Annotated in this window: 18 protein-coding genes and 1 pseudogene; 10 read left to right on the forward strand and 9 right to left on the reverse strand. The window is 67.9% G+C overall.

The genetic code is table 11. The features are described from left to right. Positions 1–179 precede the first annotated feature (179 nt). The 6 genes and pseudogenes from Aple_RS52410 (at position 180) to Aple_RS37025 (ending at position 3786) form a co-directional block, all read left to right on the forward strand. Positions 180–452 carry a hypothetical protein gene (locus Aple_RS52410; protein WP_170321854.1) on the forward strand — a complete coding sequence of 91 codons (273 nt, stop codon included), beginning with the start codon at positions 180–182 and terminating at the stop codon, positions 450–452. Between the two features lie 123 nt (positions 453–575). Then, positions 576–641 (forward strand): annotated as a pseudogene (locus tag Aple_RS55015) (hypothetical protein); the annotation flags it as partial. 106 nt (positions 642–747) lie between these two features. Continuing rightward, positions 748–1428: a MerR family transcriptional regulator gene (locus tag Aple_RS37010; RefSeq protein ID WP_246265020.1), complete on the forward strand. Its 681-nt coding sequence runs from the start codon at positions 748–750 to the stop codon at positions 1426–1428. Further along, positions 1428–1616, forward strand: a complete 189-nt coding sequence (locus Aple_RS37015) for a hypothetical protein (RefSeq protein ID WP_155349415.1) — start codon at positions 1428–1430, stop codon at positions 1614–1616. The genes Aple_RS37010 and Aple_RS37015 overlap by 1 nt, the downstream gene beginning before the upstream one ends. 478 nt (positions 1617–2094) lie before the next feature. Further along, positions 2095–2706 carry a DUF6879 family protein gene (locus tag Aple_RS37020; RefSeq protein ID WP_155349416.1) on the forward strand — a complete coding sequence of 204 codons (612 nt, stop codon included), beginning with the start codon at positions 2095–2097 and terminating at the stop codon, positions 2704–2706. Between the two features lie 624 nt (positions 2707–3330). After that, on the forward strand, positions 3331–3786 hold the full coding sequence (locus tag Aple_RS37025; protein ID WP_155349417.1) for an NUDIX domain-containing protein: 456 nt from the start codon (positions 3331–3333) through the stop codon (positions 3784–3786). Here Aple_RS37025 and Aple_RS37030 read toward each other — a convergent pair. The 9 genes from Aple_RS37030 to Aple_RS37070 all read right to left on the reverse strand — a co-directional run bounded on the left by Aple_RS37030 (position 3776) and on the right by Aple_RS37070 (position 15790). Next, complete coding sequence (locus Aple_RS37030; protein WP_155349418.1) at positions 3776–4840, reverse strand: cobalamin-independent methionine synthase II family protein; 1065 nt, start codon at positions 4838–4840, stop codon at positions 3776–3778. The two genes, Aple_RS37025 and Aple_RS37030, sit on opposite strands and share 11 nt — an antisense overlap. Positions 4841–5039: 199 nt before the next feature. Further along, a complete protein-coding gene (locus Aple_RS37035; RefSeq protein ID WP_155349419.1) occupies positions 5040–7577 on the reverse strand; it encodes a PEP/pyruvate-binding domain-containing protein in 2538 nt (845 codons plus the stop codon). 93 nt (positions 7578–7670) lie between these two features. Further along, positions 7671–9563 carry an ABC transporter permease gene (locus Aple_RS37040; RefSeq protein WP_155349420.1) on the reverse strand — a complete coding sequence of 631 codons (1893 nt, stop codon included), beginning with the start codon at positions 9561–9563 and terminating at the stop codon, positions 7671–7673. 484 nt (positions 9564–10047) lie between these two features. Continuing rightward, positions 10048–10767 (reverse strand): ABC transporter ATP-binding protein, encoded by a 720-nt coding sequence (locus tag Aple_RS37045; protein WP_246265015.1) that lies wholly within the window; start codon positions 10765–10767, stop codon positions 10048–10050. Next, on the reverse strand, positions 10748–11524 hold the full coding sequence (locus Aple_RS37050) for an ABC transporter ATP-binding protein (protein ID WP_155349421.1): 777 nt from the start codon (positions 11522–11524) through the stop codon (positions 10748–10750). Before Aple_RS37050 ends, Aple_RS37045 begins: the two co-directional genes overlap by 20 nt. Then, positions 11521–12798 carry an ABC transporter substrate-binding protein gene (locus Aple_RS37055; protein ID WP_155349422.1) on the reverse strand — a complete coding sequence of 426 codons (1278 nt, stop codon included), beginning with the start codon at positions 12796–12798 and terminating at the stop codon, positions 11521–11523. Before Aple_RS37055 ends, Aple_RS37050 begins: the two co-directional genes overlap by 4 nt. Continuing rightward, positions 12799–13725 carry a branched-chain amino acid ABC transporter permease gene (locus tag Aple_RS37060; protein WP_155349423.1) on the reverse strand — a complete coding sequence of 309 codons (927 nt, stop codon included), beginning with the start codon at positions 13723–13725 and terminating at the stop codon, positions 12799–12801. Next, on the reverse strand, positions 13722–14561 hold the full coding sequence (locus tag Aple_RS37065; protein WP_155349424.1) for a branched-chain amino acid ABC transporter permease: 840 nt from the start codon (positions 14559–14561) through the stop codon (positions 13722–13724). The genes Aple_RS37060 and Aple_RS37065 overlap by 4 nt, the downstream gene beginning before the upstream one ends. Then, entirely contained in the window at positions 14558–15790 is a 1233-nt protein-coding gene (locus Aple_RS37070; RefSeq protein ID WP_170321856.1) for an ABC transporter substrate-binding protein, read from the reverse strand. Before Aple_RS37070 ends, Aple_RS37065 begins: the two co-directional genes overlap by 4 nt. A 135-nt stretch (positions 15791–15925) precedes the next feature. Between Aple_RS37070 and Aple_RS37075 the strand changes: the two genes are divergently transcribed. From Aple_RS37075 to Aple_RS37090, 4 genes are all read left to right on the forward strand, one after another. Beyond that, positions 15926–16921: an AraC-like ligand-binding domain-containing protein gene (locus Aple_RS37075; protein WP_155349426.1), complete on the forward strand. Its 996-nt coding sequence runs from the start codon at positions 15926–15928 to the stop codon at positions 16919–16921. A gap of 4 nt (positions 16922–16925) precedes the next feature. Further along, on the forward strand, positions 16926–17675 hold the full coding sequence (locus Aple_RS37080) for an SDR family NAD(P)-dependent oxidoreductase (RefSeq protein WP_155349427.1): 750 nt from the start codon (positions 16926–16928) through the stop codon (positions 17673–17675). Positions 17676–17783: 108 nt separating this feature from the next. Beyond that, on the forward strand, positions 17784–18932 hold the full coding sequence (locus tag Aple_RS37085; protein WP_155349428.1) for an acyl-CoA dehydrogenase family protein: 1149 nt from the start codon (positions 17784–17786) through the stop codon (positions 18930–18932). A gap of 7 nt (positions 18933–18939) precedes the next feature. Continuing rightward, positions 18940–19842: a glycosyltransferase gene (locus Aple_RS37090; RefSeq protein WP_155349429.1), complete on the forward strand. Its 903-nt coding sequence runs from the start codon at positions 18940–18942 to the stop codon at positions 19840–19842. Positions 19843–19888 lie beyond the last annotated feature (46 nt).

Consider the following 19888-nt stretch of genomic DNA (forward strand, 5'->3'; position numbering starts at 1 on the left):
CCGTACAGGACGAACAGGAAGTGCTCGTAGTAGAGGATCTTGCCGACCTGCTGTCCCTGGCTCAGCGGCGCACAGCCGACCGGGCCCTGCACGCGGCGATCCGGCGTATGGCGCAACGACACGACCGCGGGCCACGTCCATCCGCGGTACGCCTGTCCACGGCAGCCTCTCTTCTCAACGTGACGCTGCCAACCGTCCGCTCCTGGATCGGCCACGGCGTGCTCGACGCGGTTCCCGGCAATGGTGTCGCGCGAGTCTCGGCCACCTCACTCGCCCGGGTCCTGGTGGTCCTCCGCGAAATCGGCGAGGACGAACCCGGCCGCAGACTCGCCAGAGTGATCGACGCACTTCGTGACCGTGACCTGCTGCAACGGGCACAGGACGCCCTTGCCGAGACAACCGACTTCGTAGAGTACGGCGACGACGATCTGGAGGATCTACTCCGCCCATGAGCCGACGCGCGTCGGAATGACCTGGTTTGACTCTCGAGTAGGTCGAGGGTGCAGGTTGGTTCTGTGAACGATGACGCGGAGCTTTTCACGATTGGGCAGCTGGCTCGGCGTACTGGGCTGTCCGTGCACACGATCCGGTTCTGGGCCGATCGCGGTGTGGTGGCGGATGTTCAGCGGTCAGTGGGTGGATATCGGCTGTTCGATGCGGCCGCCGTCGCCCGGTTCGAGTTGGTACGCACGCTGCGCGAGCTTTGGCATCGGACTCGAGAACATCCAGGAGATCCTTTCCCGGCGGGTGACGGTTGCCGAGGTGGCCGCCACCCATGTGCGGGCATTGGACGCGGAGATCCGGACGCTACGTCTGCGCCGTGCCGTACTGAGCACGGTCGCCAAGCGGGGCGGCACGGCAGAGGAGGCACAGATCATGCACAAACTTGCGCGATTGTCGGCGTCGGAGCGGCAGCAGGTTATCGATGAGTTCGTCGGTGGCGTGTTCGCGGGCATCGAACTCGACGACGACGCCATGGTGGTCGCCGAGTGGATGCGCGAGATGCCCGGGGAGCTCCCAGACGATCCGACGTCCGAGCAGGTCGACGCCTGGCTGGAACTGGCGGAACTGGTCGCGGATGACGAGTTCCGCGAGCGGCTACGGCAGGTCGTCCTCAGCGAATCGCGGGAACCGTGGTTCGACGAGGGCTTTGAGCTGCGGCGGCGGGTGCTGGAACACGCTGAGCGAGCGCTGGCCGAGGGGATTCGGCCGGATTCGAGCGCCGGGCAGGTCATCGTGGATCGGATCGTCGGTGCCGAAAGGTCGGCCGAGGAGCGCGCGGAACTCGCTCAGCGATTGGGAGCCCTCGCGGACACGCGCGTGGAGCGCTACTGGCAACTCTTGGCCATCATAACCGGCCGCCCGCCAGGCCCTTCCGTCATTCCCGCCTTCACCTGGCTGATCACCGGTCTGCGCACGCATCGCTGATGGTGGGGCTGTTGGTGCCGGAGAACATCGGCACGGGAATAGTCCCGCATGGAACAAGTCGCCAGCGAACGCCGCCACTCGCGAGATCGTGCCTGCCCAAGCCGATAGCCGCCGCCGTGCATCTGGTGGAGGTTCCAGATGTCCGCAGCGTCAGCCTGCTGGTCATGGTGATGATGGCGCGCTGCTAGTCATGAAGCTGAGCCTCGATGAAGGGCGGCACTGGGAGCGCCGCGACCGGGCGGTCGGTTGTTCATGATTGCCAGGAGCTGCCAGCCTCGATGAAGGGCGGCGCTGGGAAGCGCCGCGACGGCTCGCGTAAATGGTATGCGTTACCTGGGCGGATGGAGTGTCTTGCGAAGGGTCTCCGGGTGGGAGCCGTGTCCGGAGTGCGGACGGGTGTCCTTTGGGGGGCGCGTTGGGTTGCGCTGGGGTATATCACGCGAAAGTTGATGGCGTGTCATGATTCTGTCGGAGCCTTCGCGGAAACCTAGACGATCGCGGGGGCGGTGGCCCACTGCTGGAATACAGAGCGATACGGAATGCCACACCGGCGAACGCCCGTGCCTGCTGGATGCCAGCCCGATCACTCTCGTCTACGGAGGCTGGGACGCTAGCCGAAAGGCAGGCAGGGCCGGTAGCGCAGCGCAACCGAGAGGGACATGCTGGATGCTCGAACGTCTTCATGAGATCCCCGGCACCACATTGGACAGGCCGACATACCATGCCATGCGTCGCCGGGAGCGAGAACAACTCAGCGGACCGATATGGAAGCTCGAGCGCGCCCAGTTCTTCCGGGAGCCGGCCGACGATCCGAGTTGGCAGTCGTTCCTCTCCGGCGATTGGGAAGGCGTCCTGACGGCCTTCGAAAACGATCGTTCCGCCGCTCGCACGGAAATCGCGGGATACACCCGTCAAGGCAGTGAACTACGGCGGCTGCGCGTCGTCGAAAAACCAGTGTCACCATATCTTCAGTGGGAGATGGCCTGGTTCAGAATCCTCGCAGAGGAAGGAACACCAATACGTGTGCTCCATGCCGAGCGAATTCGCGAACATGAACATCTGCACCCCCTGCCCGAGGTAGTGCTCGATGAGCACGCCCTTTACCACGTCGCCTACGATAGGGATGGGAAAGCCATCGGCGCTCGCCGTATCGCCGACCCCGAAGTGATGCGCGAAGCCTCCAACGAAATCGCACGGCTCTGGTCCCAAGGCGAGCCCTTCCTTGAATACTTCCAGCGGGAGATCGCAGCTCTACCTCCACCCACGACGGTGCCTTGACGTCGGCTCGACATGTCCCGAAGAAACACGGCACGCAAACCGAACCATCTCCTGATCGCGGCTGCGTTCGCACTGCTCATCTTGCCGGTCGTAGCCTTGATCGGCATCTCACCGCGAGCGCGAGAACTTCGTCTCTCGACTTCCAGCAGCCGAGCACGGCATCGCTTCCACCGAATACTCGACGAGGAGTATCACCACACTCAACGTCTTAACGCACCGCAACATAGCGCAGCCTCCAAGAAACCTTACCCGAATGCCGTGCGTCGGATTCTTTGGGCGGGGGTTGTGGTCGGCGGCAGCATCTTGGTCTATCGCGTCTTACGTCGTCGGAATGTTCAGGCGTGACTCTTCGCGAGTCGGCGGTCGGATTCTGCGCCATATCGCATTACATCCACTCCGGCGCAGGCGAGATCGTGTCGTGCGCAAGTGCCGCACCGGGACGACTTTTCGGAGCAGCCGGGCGACTTTCCTGCGCCTACTGCCAGTGCGCCGCCAGCGGTGAGACAGGTCTCGGCCATTTCGTCTGCGATCTCAAGGACAGTCTCTGTGGCTTCGAGCGCTTCCGCTGATGGGATGCCGGTTGTCTGGCACAGTGAAGCCGGGCGTCGGATGTCGGAGGTGGGTGTGAACGTGTTGCTTGCGAAGCTGTGGCGGCTGGTGAAGCCGGTTCAGTGGCGGGTTCTTTGGGTGGTGAACGCGAAGTTCATGTGTGGGATCACGGGGGTTGTGCGGGCCGGGGATGGGCGGGTGTTGTTGCTTCGGCATCGGATGTGGCCTGCGGAGAAAGCGTGGGGGTGTCCGGCCGGGTATGCGAAGAAGGGAGAGCGGCATGAGGACACGATCGCGCGGGAGGTGCGGGAGGAGACGGGGCTGACCGTCGAGGTGGGGCGGCTGATCAAGTTGAACAGCGGGTTCAAGTTGCGGATCGAGGTGTACTACGAGGCCACTCTGGTCGGCGGGCTTGACGGGATGGTGCTGGATGAGCGGGAGGTTCTCGAGGCGCGGCTGTTCGAGCCGGACGAGTTGCCCGCCGGGATGCCCGACGGGCACAGGGAGCTGCTCCAGCTGGTCACCCGGTGAGCACGTCGGCGGCGAGGGCGGTGCCTTCCAGGCGGGCGGTGATCTTGGCGAAGGCGAGGTCGCGGGAGGTGGAGGTGTCGTCGGCGAAGGGGGAGAAGCCGCAGTCGTCGCAGGTGCCCAATTGGGCTGGGGGGATGTGGCGGGCGGCGGCCAGGACTCGGTCGCGTACCTGATCCGGGGTTTCGGGGGTTGGGTTGATCGGGTCGGTCACGCCGATGAAGGCGCGTGCTCGGGCGGGGAGGTGGGTCGCGATGATGGCCAGGACGCGGTCGGGGTCGGGTTCGCTGGCCAGTTGGAGGTAGAAGTTGCCCGCCTGTAGCTGGAACAGTTTCGGAAGCAGGCCCGCGTAGTCGATGTCCAGGCTGTGGGTGGAGTCCTGGTCGCCGCCGGGGCAGGTGTGGACGCCGATTCTGGCTTGTTCCTCGGTGGTGAAGCGTTCGAGGACCTGGTTGTTCAGGGCGATGAAGGCGTCCAGGACGCCGCCGCTGGGGTCGAGTTTGAGGGACAGGCGGCCTTCGGTGAAGTCGAGTTGCACCACATGCGCGCCCGCGTCCAGGCAGCCGCGGATGTCGGCTTCCGCGGCATCGACCAGATCGGCGATGAAAGATTCACGCGGATAGCCGGGGATGCCGCCTGCGGGGTACAGCAGGCTCAGTGCGGAGGGGGCGATCACGGCTTGCTTGATGGGCAAGGTGGTGTGGCGCTGGGCGGCTTTGAGGTAAGTGTCCGCGTGGGTCTGGTAACTGAAGGGGCCGCTGGTCAGGTGGGGGAGCTGCCGGGTGTGGCCGTCGGCGAAGGGGATGATCGCGCCGTCGGGGCTGAGGTCGGTCAGGCCGTTGATGGGGTACGTGGCGAAGCTCGGCTTGGACTGTTCACCGTCGACCAGGACGGGACAGCCCAGCTGGGTCAGCCGGGCGATCGTGTCGGCGACGGCCTTGTCCTGGTGTTCGGCCAGCTCGCCGGCGGTGATCCGGCCCGCTGCGTGATCGGCGAGCGCGGTCAGCAGTGCGGGGGGACGGGGGATACTACCGATTGGTTCGGTGGGGATTCCCATGCGTTGAGCGTAGATATCCGACCCGGAGTCATCAATCAGCCGGTGAAGGCTGTCACGGTGAGGGGCGTCTGCCGGCCGTCCGTGGTGACGACCAGGTCGATGGTTCGTGGTCCGCTGGTGTAGACGGCTGGGCGCTGGAAGGTTCAGGTGGCCCCGGACGCTTGGCAGCTCACGCGTGGAGGGTCAGGTGTTGGAGAACTTAGGCGAACGTCACCGTTCCTGAGGTGCCGTCGACCGTGATGCGCTGGCCGGTTTTGAGGGATTCGGTGGCGTGGGGGACGCCGACGACGGCGGGGATGCCGTACTCGCGGGCGACGACGGCGCCGTGGGAGTTGGCGCCGCCCATTTCCATGACCAGGCCGGCGGCGGTGAGGAAGAGGGGGGTCCAGCCGGGGTCGGTGGAGGGGCAGACGAGGATCTCGCCGGGCTCCAGGTGGGCGCCGATCGGGTCGAGGACGACGCGGGCGGTGCCGGTGACCTGGCCGGAGGAGGCCGGGGTGCCGGTCAGCGCGCCGTCGGCGGCGGGGGTTGTGCGGGCGACGGCTTCGGGTTCGGTGCCGTCGGAGAGGAGGATGCGGGGGATGTGGCGGCGGCGCAGTTCGCGGGTGTAGTCGTCGCGGCGCTTGGTGACGGTGGTGCGCAGGTCGCCGCCTTCGCGGGCTTCGGGCAGGGTGAGGAAGAAGATGTCGTCGGGCTTCTCGATCGCGCCGCGTTCGGCCAGGTCCGCGCCGACCTGCCACAGCAGATCGCGTACGGTCGCCAGCGCCACCACCAGGTAGTACTTGGGGAGTTCGCGTAGCCCGGCGAGGGCTCTGGCCCGGTCCAGGGCAAACCGGATAAGGGGGCCGCGTAGCCGACCGGCGCGGCGGGCCAGGTCGGCGATTATCGTTTCGGCTTCGGCCGCGCCCTTCGCGAACAGGGCGTCGGGGGCCAGGGACGGATCCTCCAAGCGTAGGAGGTTGGCGAGGACGCCGATCACGTGGGACGGGTCCTCGCGCCAGCGGGGCAGGCCGAGGTCGATCTCGGCGACCGTGCGATCGCCGTACCGGGTCAGGAAGCCGTCGAGTTCTTCGCGTACCAGCGGGGGAAGGTCGCGACGGGTCGGGTTGTCGTGGAGTGCGGTGGCTTCCGGGTGTTTTCTGATGCGTTCGGCGAGGTGCCAGAGTTCCAGGTCCATCTCGGTGGTGACGTTGTGCGGGAGGCCGCGGAGCACGCTCGCGAGTTCGCCGGGCTTGGCTTTGGCGCCGAGGAGTTTGCCGGCCAGACCGAGCATGATGAAGCCAGGTGCGGCGGCGGGCAGGATCGAGGGGACGAGCGGGATCATCTGGGTGGACAGCAGCCATTCGGCGTGGTCCAGCGGGGTCACGCCGGGCGGCAGCGGGAGGCGGGCCTTCAGGTCGGTGCCGAGTTGTGCCACGCGTCGCCGGGCCTTCTCCGGGTTGGCGATGGCCTGGACGGCATGCGGGAGAACGCGGAACTTCCGCGCCAGGCGCAGGCCGCGGCGGATCGCGGGGCGCTTGGAGCGCTGAGTGACGCCGAACTCGGGTTCGCCGAACAGGCCGCGCATGACGGTGGCCGAGCGGGCCTCCATCACGTCGAAGACGCGCGGCACGAGCGCCCGGCCGAGGCTGCTGCGCAGGACGGGCGTCAGGTCGACGAAGATCCTGCCGCCTGCCTCGTGGAACGCGGGGGCTCCGGCGCGCGGGTCGGCGACGGGGGAGCCGAACACGGTCGCGGAGATCGACGCCGACAACATGCGGAGCGCTGAGATGCCCATCGGAGTGATCGGGCGGGTCAGGCCTTGCGCCAGGCTGAAGCAGAAAAACGCCCGCAATCCCGGCGGGCCCTGCGGAATCGGGTAGAGCGTGGTGATCGGCCGGGCCTGGGTCAGCCATAGCGTGCCGTCGGTGTCGATCGCCCACTCGGTGTCCTGCGGCGAGCCGTAATGGTCCTCGACCCTGTTCCCGAGCTCGGCCAGCGCTAGCACCTGCGCGTCGGTGAGGCACGCCGCGTCGTGCTCGGCCGCGACACGCTCGACCCCGCCTCCGGCCAGGGATCGTACGGCCATGCGCTTGTCACCCAGCCGCCGCTCCAGGATCCGCCCATCCCGTACGACGAAATGGTCGGGATTGACCGCCCCCGACACGACGGCTTCGCCGAGGCCCGGACTGGCGTCGATGACCGCCTCGCGGCGGCGGCCGGTCACCGGGTTGGCGGTGAACATGACGCCCGCCACCTCGGACTGCACCATCTCCTGGATGACGACCGCCAGCCGGACCACCCCGTGGTCGATCCCGTTCGCCGCCCTGTACGCCACCGCCCGGTCCGTCCACAATGACGCCCAACAGCGGTGCACCGCGTCGAGCACGGCGTCGCCGCCGATCACGTTGAGGTAGGTGTCCTGCTGCCCGGCGAAACTCGCGTACGGCAGGTCCTCCGCCGTGGCCGACGACCGCACCGCGACCGGCACGTCCCCGAACTGCCGCACGGCTTTCGCGATGTCGTCCGGAATCGCCGCGCCCATCACCAGCGCCCTGGCCCCCGCCGGGTCGGCCGCCAGCTCGGGGGAGCCCAGGTCGAGCGAGCCCACCACCTGGTCGTACGCCTCGGTGGTCACCACCACGCCCGGCGGAATCGGCAGCCCAGCCGCGGTGAGAATCCCCAGGTTGAGCGCCTTCCCCCCGACCAGCCTGAGATCCTCCACCCCAATATCCCGAAATTTCAGGATGTACGACATGTGACCGCCTCCTTGCGGTCACATTACGACTGAGCCAAGAATAAATCAACAACTGATGAATTTACCCTGACGGGGGGTGAGCAGAAAGGGTTGTCAGGTGAGCGAAGCGGCCCGTCGGTCCGCGACCAACCCCCACAATCCGCGCGGCGCCCAGATGGCGACCCCCGTTGCGAGCAGGCCCAGGATGATCAGATACCAGGCGCCGTACCCGGCCAGCGTTTGCTGGAGCACGAAGTAGAGCGCTGTCCCGACGATCGGCCCTTCCACTGACCCGAGCCCGCCGATCACCGTCACGAAGATCATCTGAGCCGTCCACTGGACCGCGAAAGCCGACGTCGGTTCCACGTTGAGCTGGCTCACCGCCAGCAACGCCCCCGCCGCCCCGCATCCGAACGCGGCCAGCACGTAAACGATCCGCTGCGTCCGGGCCACTCCCACGCCCAGACTCCGAGCCCCCGTCTCGTCATCCCGGATCGCTGTCAGCGCGAGCCCCAGCCGCGTCCGCGCCGCCAGAAAGATCCCCCCGACCGTGACCACCACGACCGCCAGCGCGGCCCAGTACGTCATCGCCCCCAGCAAAGCCGGATCGATCTCCCCAAGCCCGGGGACACTCGCCCCAGTTCCTCCGCCAAGCGCCGGAAACCGACTGATGACCAACTGGCACACATCCGCCACTACCCAGGTGGCAATGGCGAAATATCCCCCACGCAGCCGGAACACCACCCACGAGAACACCAGCGCCGCCGCCCCGCACCCGATCACCGCCAACGGAATCGCCGCGAACGGATCGACCCCCCGCTGCGCCAGCATCAGCACAAAATAGGCCCCCAACCCCACAAACGCCTGCTGCCCGACCGAAACCAACCCGCCATACCCGGCCAGCAGATTCCACGCACTCGCCATCGTCAGCAAGATGAACAGATTCACCAACGTGTCCGTAGTCCCCGAATACACGACGTACGGCAGGCAGGCCAACCCCGCCACACCCACGACGACAACCGTCACAGCCGTGACAGACGGCCGAGCCGCTCGCTCCCGGAGGCCTTCCCCGGAAGAAAGAGGACGCGGCAAAGCCGACACCGCCCGCCGTACGTCGAGAAGCTGGCGCGCCCGCCGCAGAGGGGAAAACCACGCACGAGCCGCGCCAGCGCCAGTGAGACCCTGCGGACGCAGGGCCAGAACCGCAAGAAAGACCAAATGTCCAGCAATAACGGCATAACTCAGATTGATCTGCGCCCCGATGGCCTGAGAAAGCCCGAGCACCACGCCGCCGAGCAAAGTCCCCCACAACGACCCGAGCCCGCCGATGACAACAGCCTCGAATGCGAACAACAACCGGGAAGTCCCCGACGAGGGCGCGAACGACGAGTACATTCCAAACGCCAACCCCGCCAGCGCAACCGTCGCGAACGCGATCGCCGCCGCGATCCCGAACACATGCCGATGCCCAACCCCCGACAACCGCGCCGCCTCCGGATCATCGGCAACCGCCCGAATCAGCCGCCCGGTCCCCGACCTGCTCATGAATAGCTGCAACCCAACCAGCACACCCACCGCCACCGCGAAAATCGCGATCGACAGATATCCCACCGACAGCCCGTCCACGATCTCCACAGACCCCGACGAAAACGCTCCCATATCAAACGAGTGACTATCCGCTGTGAACACCTCAAGCAGCAAGTTCGCAATAACCACAGAAAGCCCAAACGTCACCAGTAACGTGGTCAAGGGCCCTCGATCGATGCTCGCCTGAATAAGCGACCGCTGGAGCAAATACCCCAACACCCCAAACAGTGGAATCACGATAACAAAAGACCAAGGCGCAGGCCCAAGCGCAATCACGATATATGCAGCCACGACCGCCAAATCGCCGTGCGCTAAATTGATCACCCGCATAACCCCGAACATGAGCGAAAGCCCACACGCGAACAGCGCGTAGAGCCCACCCAGCAAAACCCCTTGAATAAGCGCGTTAACCCAGTTCATCGACATTCCTCTCGCACCCCGGCAAAAGTGGGCGCGCACCTGCTCGGCACGGGCGCGGCGCAGCTCCTTGACGAGGCCGGGCAACCGCCCGCCCAGCTCGGCGCTTCGGCTCGGAAACACCCCCAAGCCGCATTGGCACCGACAGGGACATCGGTATTTCGCGCCACGTGGAAGAGATCGCGAGACGGATGGTTGTGGTGGGGGAGTTCACGTGCGTCCCCGTCGTAGCTCTTCGGCTCGGGAACGACTCTCTCGCCGCACGTGCATCGACAGGAGCAGCGGGATTCCGCGTGGCATGGATTTGTCGGGGCGGACCATCGGCAGACGCGACGCTCGCGGCGAGCCTGGCAGGCCAGGACATCGGCCAGCCGGACAAGGCGGTGACGGCTATCGGGAGATGCTGTGCGGGGATCTCGCCTTCGTCGAGCAACCGGGCGACGAAAGAACGCGAAAGGCCGAGCATCTGGGGGGACACGCGACGAGCTCACGGGAGTTCCTCTCGTAGCCCGAAATAGGCCGCTTCGATCTGTGCCGGGGTGAAGTCGCGGGGGCGGCCGTCGAGTGTGGTCCGGCCCTCCAGGAGGCATTGCAAGCGGGAAGCGACGCGGATCGCCTGGCTGACGTCTTGTTCGACCAACAGGACCGCCATCCCGGTTTCGAGCAGGCGCGGCATCAGCTCGTACATCTGCCGCACGATCTTCGGCGCCAGCCCGAGGGACAACTCGTCCAGCAGCAGTACGCGCGGATTGGCGATCAACGCCCGCCCGATCGCGACCGCCTGCTGCTCGCCTCCCGACAACTGCGTGGCAGGCTGGCGGCGACGCTCCCGCATCCACGGGAACAGCTCGTAGATCTTCCCCAGATTCCACGGCCCGGTCGCCGCGCGATGCCGCCCGACCAGCAGGTTCTCCTCCACCGACAGGGAGGAGAACAGTCGGCGCCCTTCCGGGACCAGGCACACGCCGCGCGTCACCCGCTGCTCCGGCGGCTCCCGCGTGATGTCCTCGCCGTCCAGCAGCACCGCCCCGGACGCGGGAGGATGCAACCCCGCGATGGCCCGCAGCAGCGTCGACTTCCCCGCCCCGTTCGCGCCGATGATGGCGTGCACCTCGCCGGGCACCAGGCTCAGGCTGAAGTCGTGCACCGCCCGCAGCTGCCCGTGGTCGGCGCACAGGTTCCTGACCTCAAGCACGTTGATCGTCATCAGGTCCCAATCCCGCTTCGGTGAGGGCGTCGGCGGTGGCCTCGGTCCCCAGGAACACGTCCTTCACCGCCGCGGAGGCGAGCACCTCCAGCGGCCGGCCGTCGCCGATGACGCGGCCTCCGGCCAGGCAGATCAGCCGGTCGACCGTCGCGGTCAGGGCGCGGACGACATGCTCGATCCAGAGGACGGCCAGCCCGTCCCGCTCGCGGGCGGCGGTGATCAGGGCGACCAGCTCGGTCACCTCCGGATCGGTGAGCCCGCCCGCGACCTCGTCGAGCAGCAGCAGCTTCGGCCGGGTGGCCAGCGCGCGCGCCAGCTCGAGCCGTTTGCGCTGGAGCAGCCCGAGCTGCGCGGCGGGCCGCCCGGCCAGGTCGGCGAGGCCGGTTTCGCCGAGCACCCGCGCGGCCAGCGCGTAACTGGCCCGCCCCCGCGCCCTGGCCCCCTGCTGCGCGGCGACCAGCGTGTTCTCGAAGACGCTCATCCTGAGGAACGGCCGGGGCACCTGATAGGTACGGCCAATGCCCAACCGGCACCGGACCGACGGATCGAGCAGCGTCACCCGATGCCCGTCGAAGCGCACCTCTCCGGCGTCCGGCCGCAGATCCCCGGAGATCATCCCGAACAGGCTGGTCTTGCCCGCGCCATTGGGCCCGACCACGCCGACGGCGTCGCCGTGCCGTACCGAGAGAGTGAGCTCGTCGGCCACCGTCACCCGGCCGAACCGTTTGGTGATCCGGTCGAGTTCGAGCCCGTTCACGGGTTCGTCGGGGTGAGGTCGGCGCCGACCGGGACGGCGGGGTTGAGGCTGTTGTCGACGACCACCATCTCGTACGGAAAGTTCGTGCCCTTCTTCCACTGCACCCCGACCGGCTGCTGGATGGCCACCCCCGGCACGGGACCTTTGGTCCAGTCGAGCGGCCCGGAAATCCCGGCATAACTCATCTTCTGCAACAAGGCGGCGACGGCCTTACGGTCGTGTGGCGCGTCCACGGCCGTGAACGCCTGATGGGCCACCTCGAACAGCGAGTAGGTCGAGCCGAGCGTCTGCAGCCACTGCTTCCCGCTCGCCGCCTGGTAGGCGTCGGCGAGCGCCTTCGCCGTGCTCCCGTCCAGCGAGGACGTGTACGGCATGTACGGACCCCACCACGAGTCCGTCGCGATGTTTTTCACCAGATTACCCAAAGCGACCGTGTCCGCCGGGAACAGCAGCACTTTGGCGACCGTGGCCAGTTTGGGCTTGAAGCCCTGCTGCGCGGCCTGCTTCCACATCGTGTTGAAGTCAGGCGGAATCGGCGCGTTGATGAATATCTCGCAGTCCTCTTCCCTGAACTTCGAGATCATCGAGCTGTAGTCGGTGGTGCCGTTGGTGTACGAACCGCCGTCCACCCAGGTGTATCCGGCATCCTTGATGATGTCCGGCCACGCCCCCCGGAACGCGTTGCCGTCCGCGTCGTTGGGGAACATCCCGGCGACGGCCTTGCTGGTCGGCACGCGCTCCCACATCGGGACGAAGCACCCGCCGAACTGCTCGACCCCGAAGAAGAACATCGTCGTGTACGTGAACGGTTTCGGATTGGCCGGATCGGCCTGCCGGGCGAAGTACCACGCCTGCCACGGCACCACCGCCGACACGCACGGCACCCCCTGGGCCTCGCAGACGGTCGCCACCGGGTTGGTCGTCTCCGGCGTCGAGCTGGTGACGATCATGTCGGCGTGGTTCTGCAGGATCAGCTCGCGGGCGACCTGGGAGGCCCGGTTCGGGTCGGACTGGGTGTCCTTGACCACGATCTCGACCGTGTACTTCCTGCCTCCGGAGGTGATGCCGCCCGCGAACGCCTGGGTCTTGCGGATCGTGTCCACGACGAACGCGTCGCCGGAGGCGAATCCGGCCAGCGGCCCGGTCTGCGGGCTGACGAACCCGATCACGATCGTGTCGGTGCCGGTCGCGCCGGAGCCTTTGATCGACGTGCTGCAGCCGGTGGCGGCCAGGGCCGACAGCCCAAGGCCCTTCAGTAACGTTCGGCGTTCCATCTATCTCTCCTGGAGGTGGGCGATGGGGAACAGGGGGCGTCCCAGGTGGCCCCAGAGGCCGCGCGGGGCGAAGAGCGTGACGGCGACGGCGACCGCGCCGAGCAGGACCAGATACCAGGGGCCGTGGGCGGCCAGGGCCTGCTGCAGGCCGAAGAAGATCAGCGCCCCGGCCACCGGGCCTTCGATCGTGCCGAGGCCGCCGATCAGGACCATGAACATCATCAGCACGCTGTACTGCACGCCGAAGATCGATCCCGGCTGCACGTAGAGCGTGTGGGTGAACAGCAGCGCGCCGACCGCGCCGGTGCCCGCGGCGGCCACGCAGTAGGCCCACCGCCGGATCCTGGCCACCCGAATCCCCGAGCTCGCCGCCGCGACCGGGTCGCCGCTCACCGCGCGGGCGGCCAGGCCGTACCGGCTACGGGCGAGCAGCCACACCGCCAGCACCGAGCCGACCGCGATACCGAGCGCGCACCAGTACACGACCGCCTGCCGCAATAGCGGCAAATATCCGGATAAACCGGGCAGTGAGACGCCCGTGTTGCCGCCGATGGCGGGGGAGAGCGTCACCGAGAGGCGGAAGATCTCGGCCAGCACCCAGGTCGCGACGGCGAAATGTCCCCCCGAGAGCCGGAGCGCCGGAAACGACACCGGCAGCGCCACAACCCCCGCCAGCACCGCCGCCAGCGGAATGGCGGCGAACGGATCAATCCCCATCGAGGCCAGGACATACAGCCCATAAGCCCCGACCCCGAGATACGCCTGCTGCCCGAACGACGTCAGCCCCGTGAACCCCGCCAGCAGATTCCACCAGGTCGCCATCGCCACCAGCGAGAACAGCGTCACCAGCGGCTGCTCCACGCCCGGCCCCAGCGTGTACGGCACCGAAGCCAACGCGATCACGATAAATCCGGATACGTACTTCATGTCCGCACCGGCCGGACCACCAGCACCACGAAGAACAGCACATGCACCGCGAGCACCGCGAACCGCACATCCCACAGGGCGACCAGCTGCTGCGTGACCCCGAGCACGATCCCCCCGCCGAGCGTCCCCCACAACGACCCGAGCCCGCCGATCACCACCGCCTCGAACGCGAAAATCAGGATCAACCCGCCCGCGTACGGATCGAACGTCGACATCAACCCCTGAAACACCCCGGCCAGCGCCGCCGTCGCCACCGAAACTCCCGCCACGCACGCGAACACCGGCCGCACCCGGACCCCTGCCAGCCGCGCCGCCTCAAGATCGTCCGCAGTCGCCCGCACCCGCCGCCCGAACCCCGTCCGCGCCAGCACCAGATGCAACGACCCCAGCACCACCACGGCCACCGCGAACCCCGCCACCCGCAGCCACGACAAGGCCACCCCGCCCACCTCGAACCCGGCCAGCGCGAACTCCCCGCCATCCAGCGACCGCGGATTAGCCGAAGCCCCCGTCACCAGCAGGTTCTGAATCATCACCGACAGCCCGAACGTCACCAGCACCGGCGCCAGCACCCCACCCCGCAGCGCCCGCTCGAACAACGCCAGCTGCAGCACCACCCCCGCCCCGAACGCCAGCGGCAGGATCAGCGGCACGGCGACCAGCACCGGCACCCCCAGCCCGGTCGCCGCCACCAGCGCCAGATACGCCCCGCACACCGCCAGATCGCCATGCGCGATGTTGACCAGCCGCATCACCCCGAACGCCAGCGAAAGCCCGCACGCCACCAGCGCGTACGTGCCGCCGACCAGAACCCCCTGAACCAGCGCCGCGATCATCGGAGCGGGGTGAACTCGCCCTGCACGGGAATCGTGGGGTCGAGCGTGTTGTCCACGATGACCAGGTCGTACTTGCCTGAAGTGGTCCTGCGCCACTGCCCGAGCAGGTCCGGCGCCAGCGACACGTTCTTGCTGGGCCCGGAGGTGAAGTCGTACCGCCCGCTGATCGCCTCCCCCTTCAGGGCGCCGATCGCGGCCGCGACGGCCGCGTGGTCCTTCGGATCGGCGGCCGCCTTGAACGCGGCGACCGCGATCTCGAACAGCGCGTGGTTGAACCCCATCGGCGGCGTCCACTGCCGCCCGTAGCCGTCGGCGAACTCCCTGGCGGTGCTCCCGTCCAGCGACGACCGGTACGGAAACGCCGACGACCACCACACCGGCGCGACCAGGCCCTCCGCCAGCTCCCCGAGGGTCTCCGCGACGCTCGGGAACAGCATCGCCTTCGCCACCGACACGATCTTCGGCCGGAACCTGTTCTGCGCGGCCTGCCGCCAGAACGTCACCCAGTCCGGCGGGATCGGCGCGGCCTGCAGAATCTCCACGTCATCGCTGGCGAACGTGGAAAGGATCGAGGTGTAGTCCTGGGTGCCGTCCTCGTACGCGCCCGAATCCACCACCTTCCACCCGGGCTTGGCCGTGACGAAACGCCGGTACAGCTCGCCGTCGGTGTCGTTCGGCCACAGCCCGCCGACCACCCGGTTGGTGTCCGCCCGCGCCCAGAGCCCGGCGAAGACCTCCACCTCCTGCTGGGTGCCGATGAAGTGCAGGTAGGAGTAGGCCGGCGCGGGCCGCCCGTCCGCCCAGATCTCCCACGGGCAGATCGTGGCGACACACGGCACCTTCGCCGCCTCGCACTGGTCCGACACCGGGTTGGTGGTGTCCGGCGTCGAGGTGGCCAGCACGATGTCCACCTTGTCCTGCTGGATCAACTCGCCCGCCACCTCGGCCGCCCGGGCCGCGCTGGACTGGGTGTCCTTGGCGACGATCTCCACCGGATAGGTCCGCCCGCCGATCGACAGCCCCTTCGCCAGGGCGGCCCTGACCTTGCCGAGCACGTAGTCGTCGGACTCGCCGAACACTGCCAGCGGCCCGGTCCGCGGGCTGACGTAGCCGATCTTCAGGGTCTGGCCGCCGCCGGAGCTCCCCCTGAGCCCGGCCGAGCAGCCCGCGATCGAGGCAATGCCGAGCGCGCCAAGGAACATCCTGCGGGTCGGGTGATAGGTCGACAATGTGGCGCCTCCGCTCGGGACAGGCGGTTCGGCCCCCAGTACCTGTGCCGCCATTGTCAAAGCTCAGCTCGTCCGGGTCTTGTACGTCAGGGAACATCCCTTGACTGCCAGTGCATGGGCTCGCAGGCTGTCTGCATGCCGTACCTGGCCGACACCGAGAACGTGTTGAGCGGCGAGCGCCGCGACTACTGGCGCCATGTGGTCTCCCACGCGTTCGTCCCGCTCGAAGCGTCCTTTCCGCGGGAGGACGCCGGATTCGACGGGCGGCTGCGCGGGGCCACCCTGGGCGCGCTCGGCGTCTACGACGTCGACACCGGCGCGCACGCCGCCCACCGCACCGCCAAGCTGACCACGGCCGCGCCCGCCGAGTGCTACAAGATCGGCCTGGTCGTCAACGGCCGCGGGCTGCTCGGCCAGGACGGCCGCCAGGCCGTGCTCAACCCGGGCGAATTCGCGGTGTACGACACCGACCGGCCATACACGCTGACTTTCGAGGACCCCTCCCGGCTGCTCGTGCTGATCTTCCCGCGCACCATGCTGGGCCTGCCGCAGGACCGGATCGCCCAGATCACCGCCACGCCGATCTCCGGCGACTCCGGCCTCGGCGCGCTCGTCGGCCCGTTCCTGCTCCAGATCGGCACCCTGCTGGAGGAGGTGGAGACGCACGGCGGAGCCAGGCTGGCCGGAAACGTCATCGACCTGGTCGCCACCACGCTGGCCGGGCGGCTGGACCTCACCGCCGACCCCGGCAGCACCCGAAACGCGCTGTTCCTGCGCATCACCTCCTACATCGAGGCCCGCCTCGGCGATCCCGGCCTCGGCCCCGCCGAGATCGCGGTCGCGCACCACATCTCCACGCGCTACCTGCACAAGCTGTTCCGGGCCGAGGGCACCACCGTGCTCGCCTGGATCCGGGAGCGCCGCCTGGACCGGTGCGGGCGCGACCTGCGCGACCCGCTGCAGAGCTTCCGCCCGGTCAGCGCGATCGCGGTCAAGTGGGGCTACACCGACGCCTCGCACTTCAGCCGCATCTTCAAGGCCGCCTTCGGCCTGTCGCCCCGGGAGTACCGTCACGGTCAAGCGCTGTGCGCTCGCGGGCAAGACGAGGCTTCGCCGCTGCCCCGACCATGAACGCATGGGACGTCTCGACGGCAAGGTCGCGCTGATCACCGGCGGTGAGGGCAGCCTGGGCATGGCCACGGCCCGGCTTTTCGCGGCCGAAGGCGCCCAGGTCATGCTCGCGGGCGTGGACGAGCCCGGCCTGGCCGCCGGGGCCGCCGAGCTCGGCTGCGCCGCCCGGGTGACCGACGTCTCCGACGCGGAGCAGGTCCGCGCCGCCGTCGCCGCCGTCATCGGCCGGTACGGCAGGCTGGACGTGGTCTTCAGCAACGCCGGGATCGCCGGGGTGGTCGCGCCGGTGGTCGACTACCCGGACGAGGTGTTCGACCGGGTGCTGGCCGTGCACGTCCGGGGCTCGTTCCTGGTCTGCAAGCACGCGCTGCCCGTGATGTCGGACGGCGGGAGCGTGATCATCACCTCCAGCGTGGTCGGGCTGACCTCGGACGCGGGGGTCAGCGCGTACGCGACGGCCAAGCACGCCCTGGTCGGGCTGATGCGCACGCTCGCCAAGGAGGTCGCGCCCCGCGGGATCCGGGTCAACACCGTGCACCCGGGACCGGTCGCCAACGACTTCCAGCGCACGATCGAGACGGCCGTCACCGGCGCGCCTCCCGAGGAGGCCGCCCGGCTGTTCGACGCGCACATCCCGCTGGCGCGGCACGCCGACCCGGACGAGGTGGCCCGGGTGGTGCTCTTCCTGGCCAGCGACGACAGCTCGTTCATGACCGGCAGCCCGGTCCAGGTGGACGGCGGCATGAGCATTTAAATCGGGCGTTTGCACTAATTCCCGTTATCGAATGATTTCGAAACACCCGGCAATTCAGAAGATGCGACTCCTCGGCGACGGGATCTACCGTTCGAAACGAGGAGGGCCATGGAAACGCTACAGAAACCCGAATTAGCGGAGCGTGCCGGAAAAATCGTGCCATTGTTGCGCGGAAACGCGTACTGGTCGGAGGGGCACCGCCGCCTGCACCCGCTGTCCATCGAGGCGATGGGCGACGCGGGCGTCTTCAAACTCCGAGTCCCGGAGCGGTACGGCGGGTACGCCTGCGACAGCCGTACCCTCACCGAGGTGCTCAGCGTGCTCGGGCAGGGGGACGGCTCGACCGCCTGGACCGCCGCCGTGTGGTCGATCGCGACCTGGCTGACCTGCCTGTTCCCGGACGAGGTCCAGGACGAGGTGTTCTCGACCCCGGACGTGCGGATCTGCGCGACGCTGAGCCCGACGGCGGTGGCCATACCCAAGGGCTCCGGTTACACGGTGACCGGCCAGTGGGCGTTCATGAGCGGCGCCCTGCACAGCCAGTGGCAGGTGATCGCCGCCGCCACCGAGAGCACCGGGCCGATCATGGCGCTGGTCCCGATGTCCGATCTGGAGATCATGGACGACTGGTACACGACCGGTCTCAAGGGCTCGGGCAGCGTGAGCACGATCGCCACCGATGTGCACGTTCCGGCCGCCCGGGTGCTCCCGCTCGGCGCGATCCTGCACGAGCAGTACGCCTCACGCCTGAACGCGGACACGCCCATCTACCGCGCACCCCTGCTTCCCACCGCCTCGGCGTCCTCGGTCGGCACGCTGCTCGGCCTGGCCAGGGCGGCGATGGGCGCGTTCATGAACCGTTTGCCCCAGCGCGGCATCACCTACACGGGCTACACCAGCCAGCGCGAAGCCCCGATCACCCACCTGCAGGTCGCCACCGCCGAGATGAAGGTCGACGAAGCCCAGTTCCACGCCGACCGGCTGGCCACCCAGGTGGACACCAATACGACCTGGACCACGAGGGAGCGGGCGCGCGCCCGCGCCGACATGGGCGCGGTCTGCCAGCTGGTGAAGGAGGCCGTGGACATCCTGAACACGGCCAGCGGCGGCTCGTCGATCTACGACACCGTGCCGATCCAGCAGATCGAGCGGGACGTGCGCGCGATCAACCTGCACGCCCTCATGCATCCCAACACCAACCTGGAACTCTACGGCCGGGTCCTCTGCGGGCTCGACCCGAACACCTATTACCTATGAGGCACCCATGCTCAAATGCAGCGTCGTCATCCCGACGTACAACCGGGCCGAACTCCTGCGGCACACGCTCTATGCCCTGACCCTGCAGACGCTTCCCCGCGAGGAGTTCGAGGTCATCGTCGTCGACGACGGCTCGGACGACGGCACCGCCGGCGTGGCGCGCTCCTTCGACGACCGGCTGAACCTGAGCTACACCTTCAGGGAACGCGAAGGCTACCGGGCCGCCAAGACCCGCAACGTCGGCATTTTCCAGGCCAAGGCCGACATCTGCGTGCTGTTCGACTGCGGCGTGCTGGCGGGTTCCGACTGCCTGCGCGCCCATCTGTCCAGCCATGACGACGCCGCGGCGCCGGTCGCGGTCACCGGCTACGTGTTCTGCTACAACTTCGGCGGCGAGGACGCCGACCTGATGAGCCGCACCATCGACTTCGCCAACCCCGACGCCACCATCGCGATGCTGCGCGCGAACCGGCAGTGGCTGGACATGCGCGAGGACTTCTACACCAAATACGGCGACGACTACGGCTACCTGCCCGCGCCGTGGATGAACTACTGGACCTGCAACGTCTCGGCCAGGACCGACCAGCTGCGCGCGGTCGGCGGCTTCGACGAGGACTTCGTCGCGTGGGGCGGCGAGGACATCGACCTCGGCTACCGGCTGCACCGCGACGGCGCCCACTTCGTGCTCAACCGGGACGCGGTCGCGATCCACAGCCCGCACCCGAAGAGCGAGTCCGAGAACAACGCCGAGGCCGACGCCAACTACCGGCGGATGGCGGACAGATACCGCACGCCCATCACCCGGCTGCTGCTGTCCATCCCCGACGTGAACTTCTTCAACCTGAACGACATCATCACGCTGCGCGGCATGCCCGCGTGCGCGGAATATCTGGCCGCGAACGCAAGGTAACACCGCACTTACCCGAGCGCCGACGGGTTTTCACGAGAGGACTCCG

Origin of the sequence: Acrocarpospora pleiomorpha, assembly GCF_009687885.1 — a bacterium.
Classification (GTDB): domain Bacteria; phylum Actinomycetota; class Actinomycetes; order Streptosporangiales; family Streptosporangiaceae; genus Acrocarpospora; species Acrocarpospora pleiomorpha.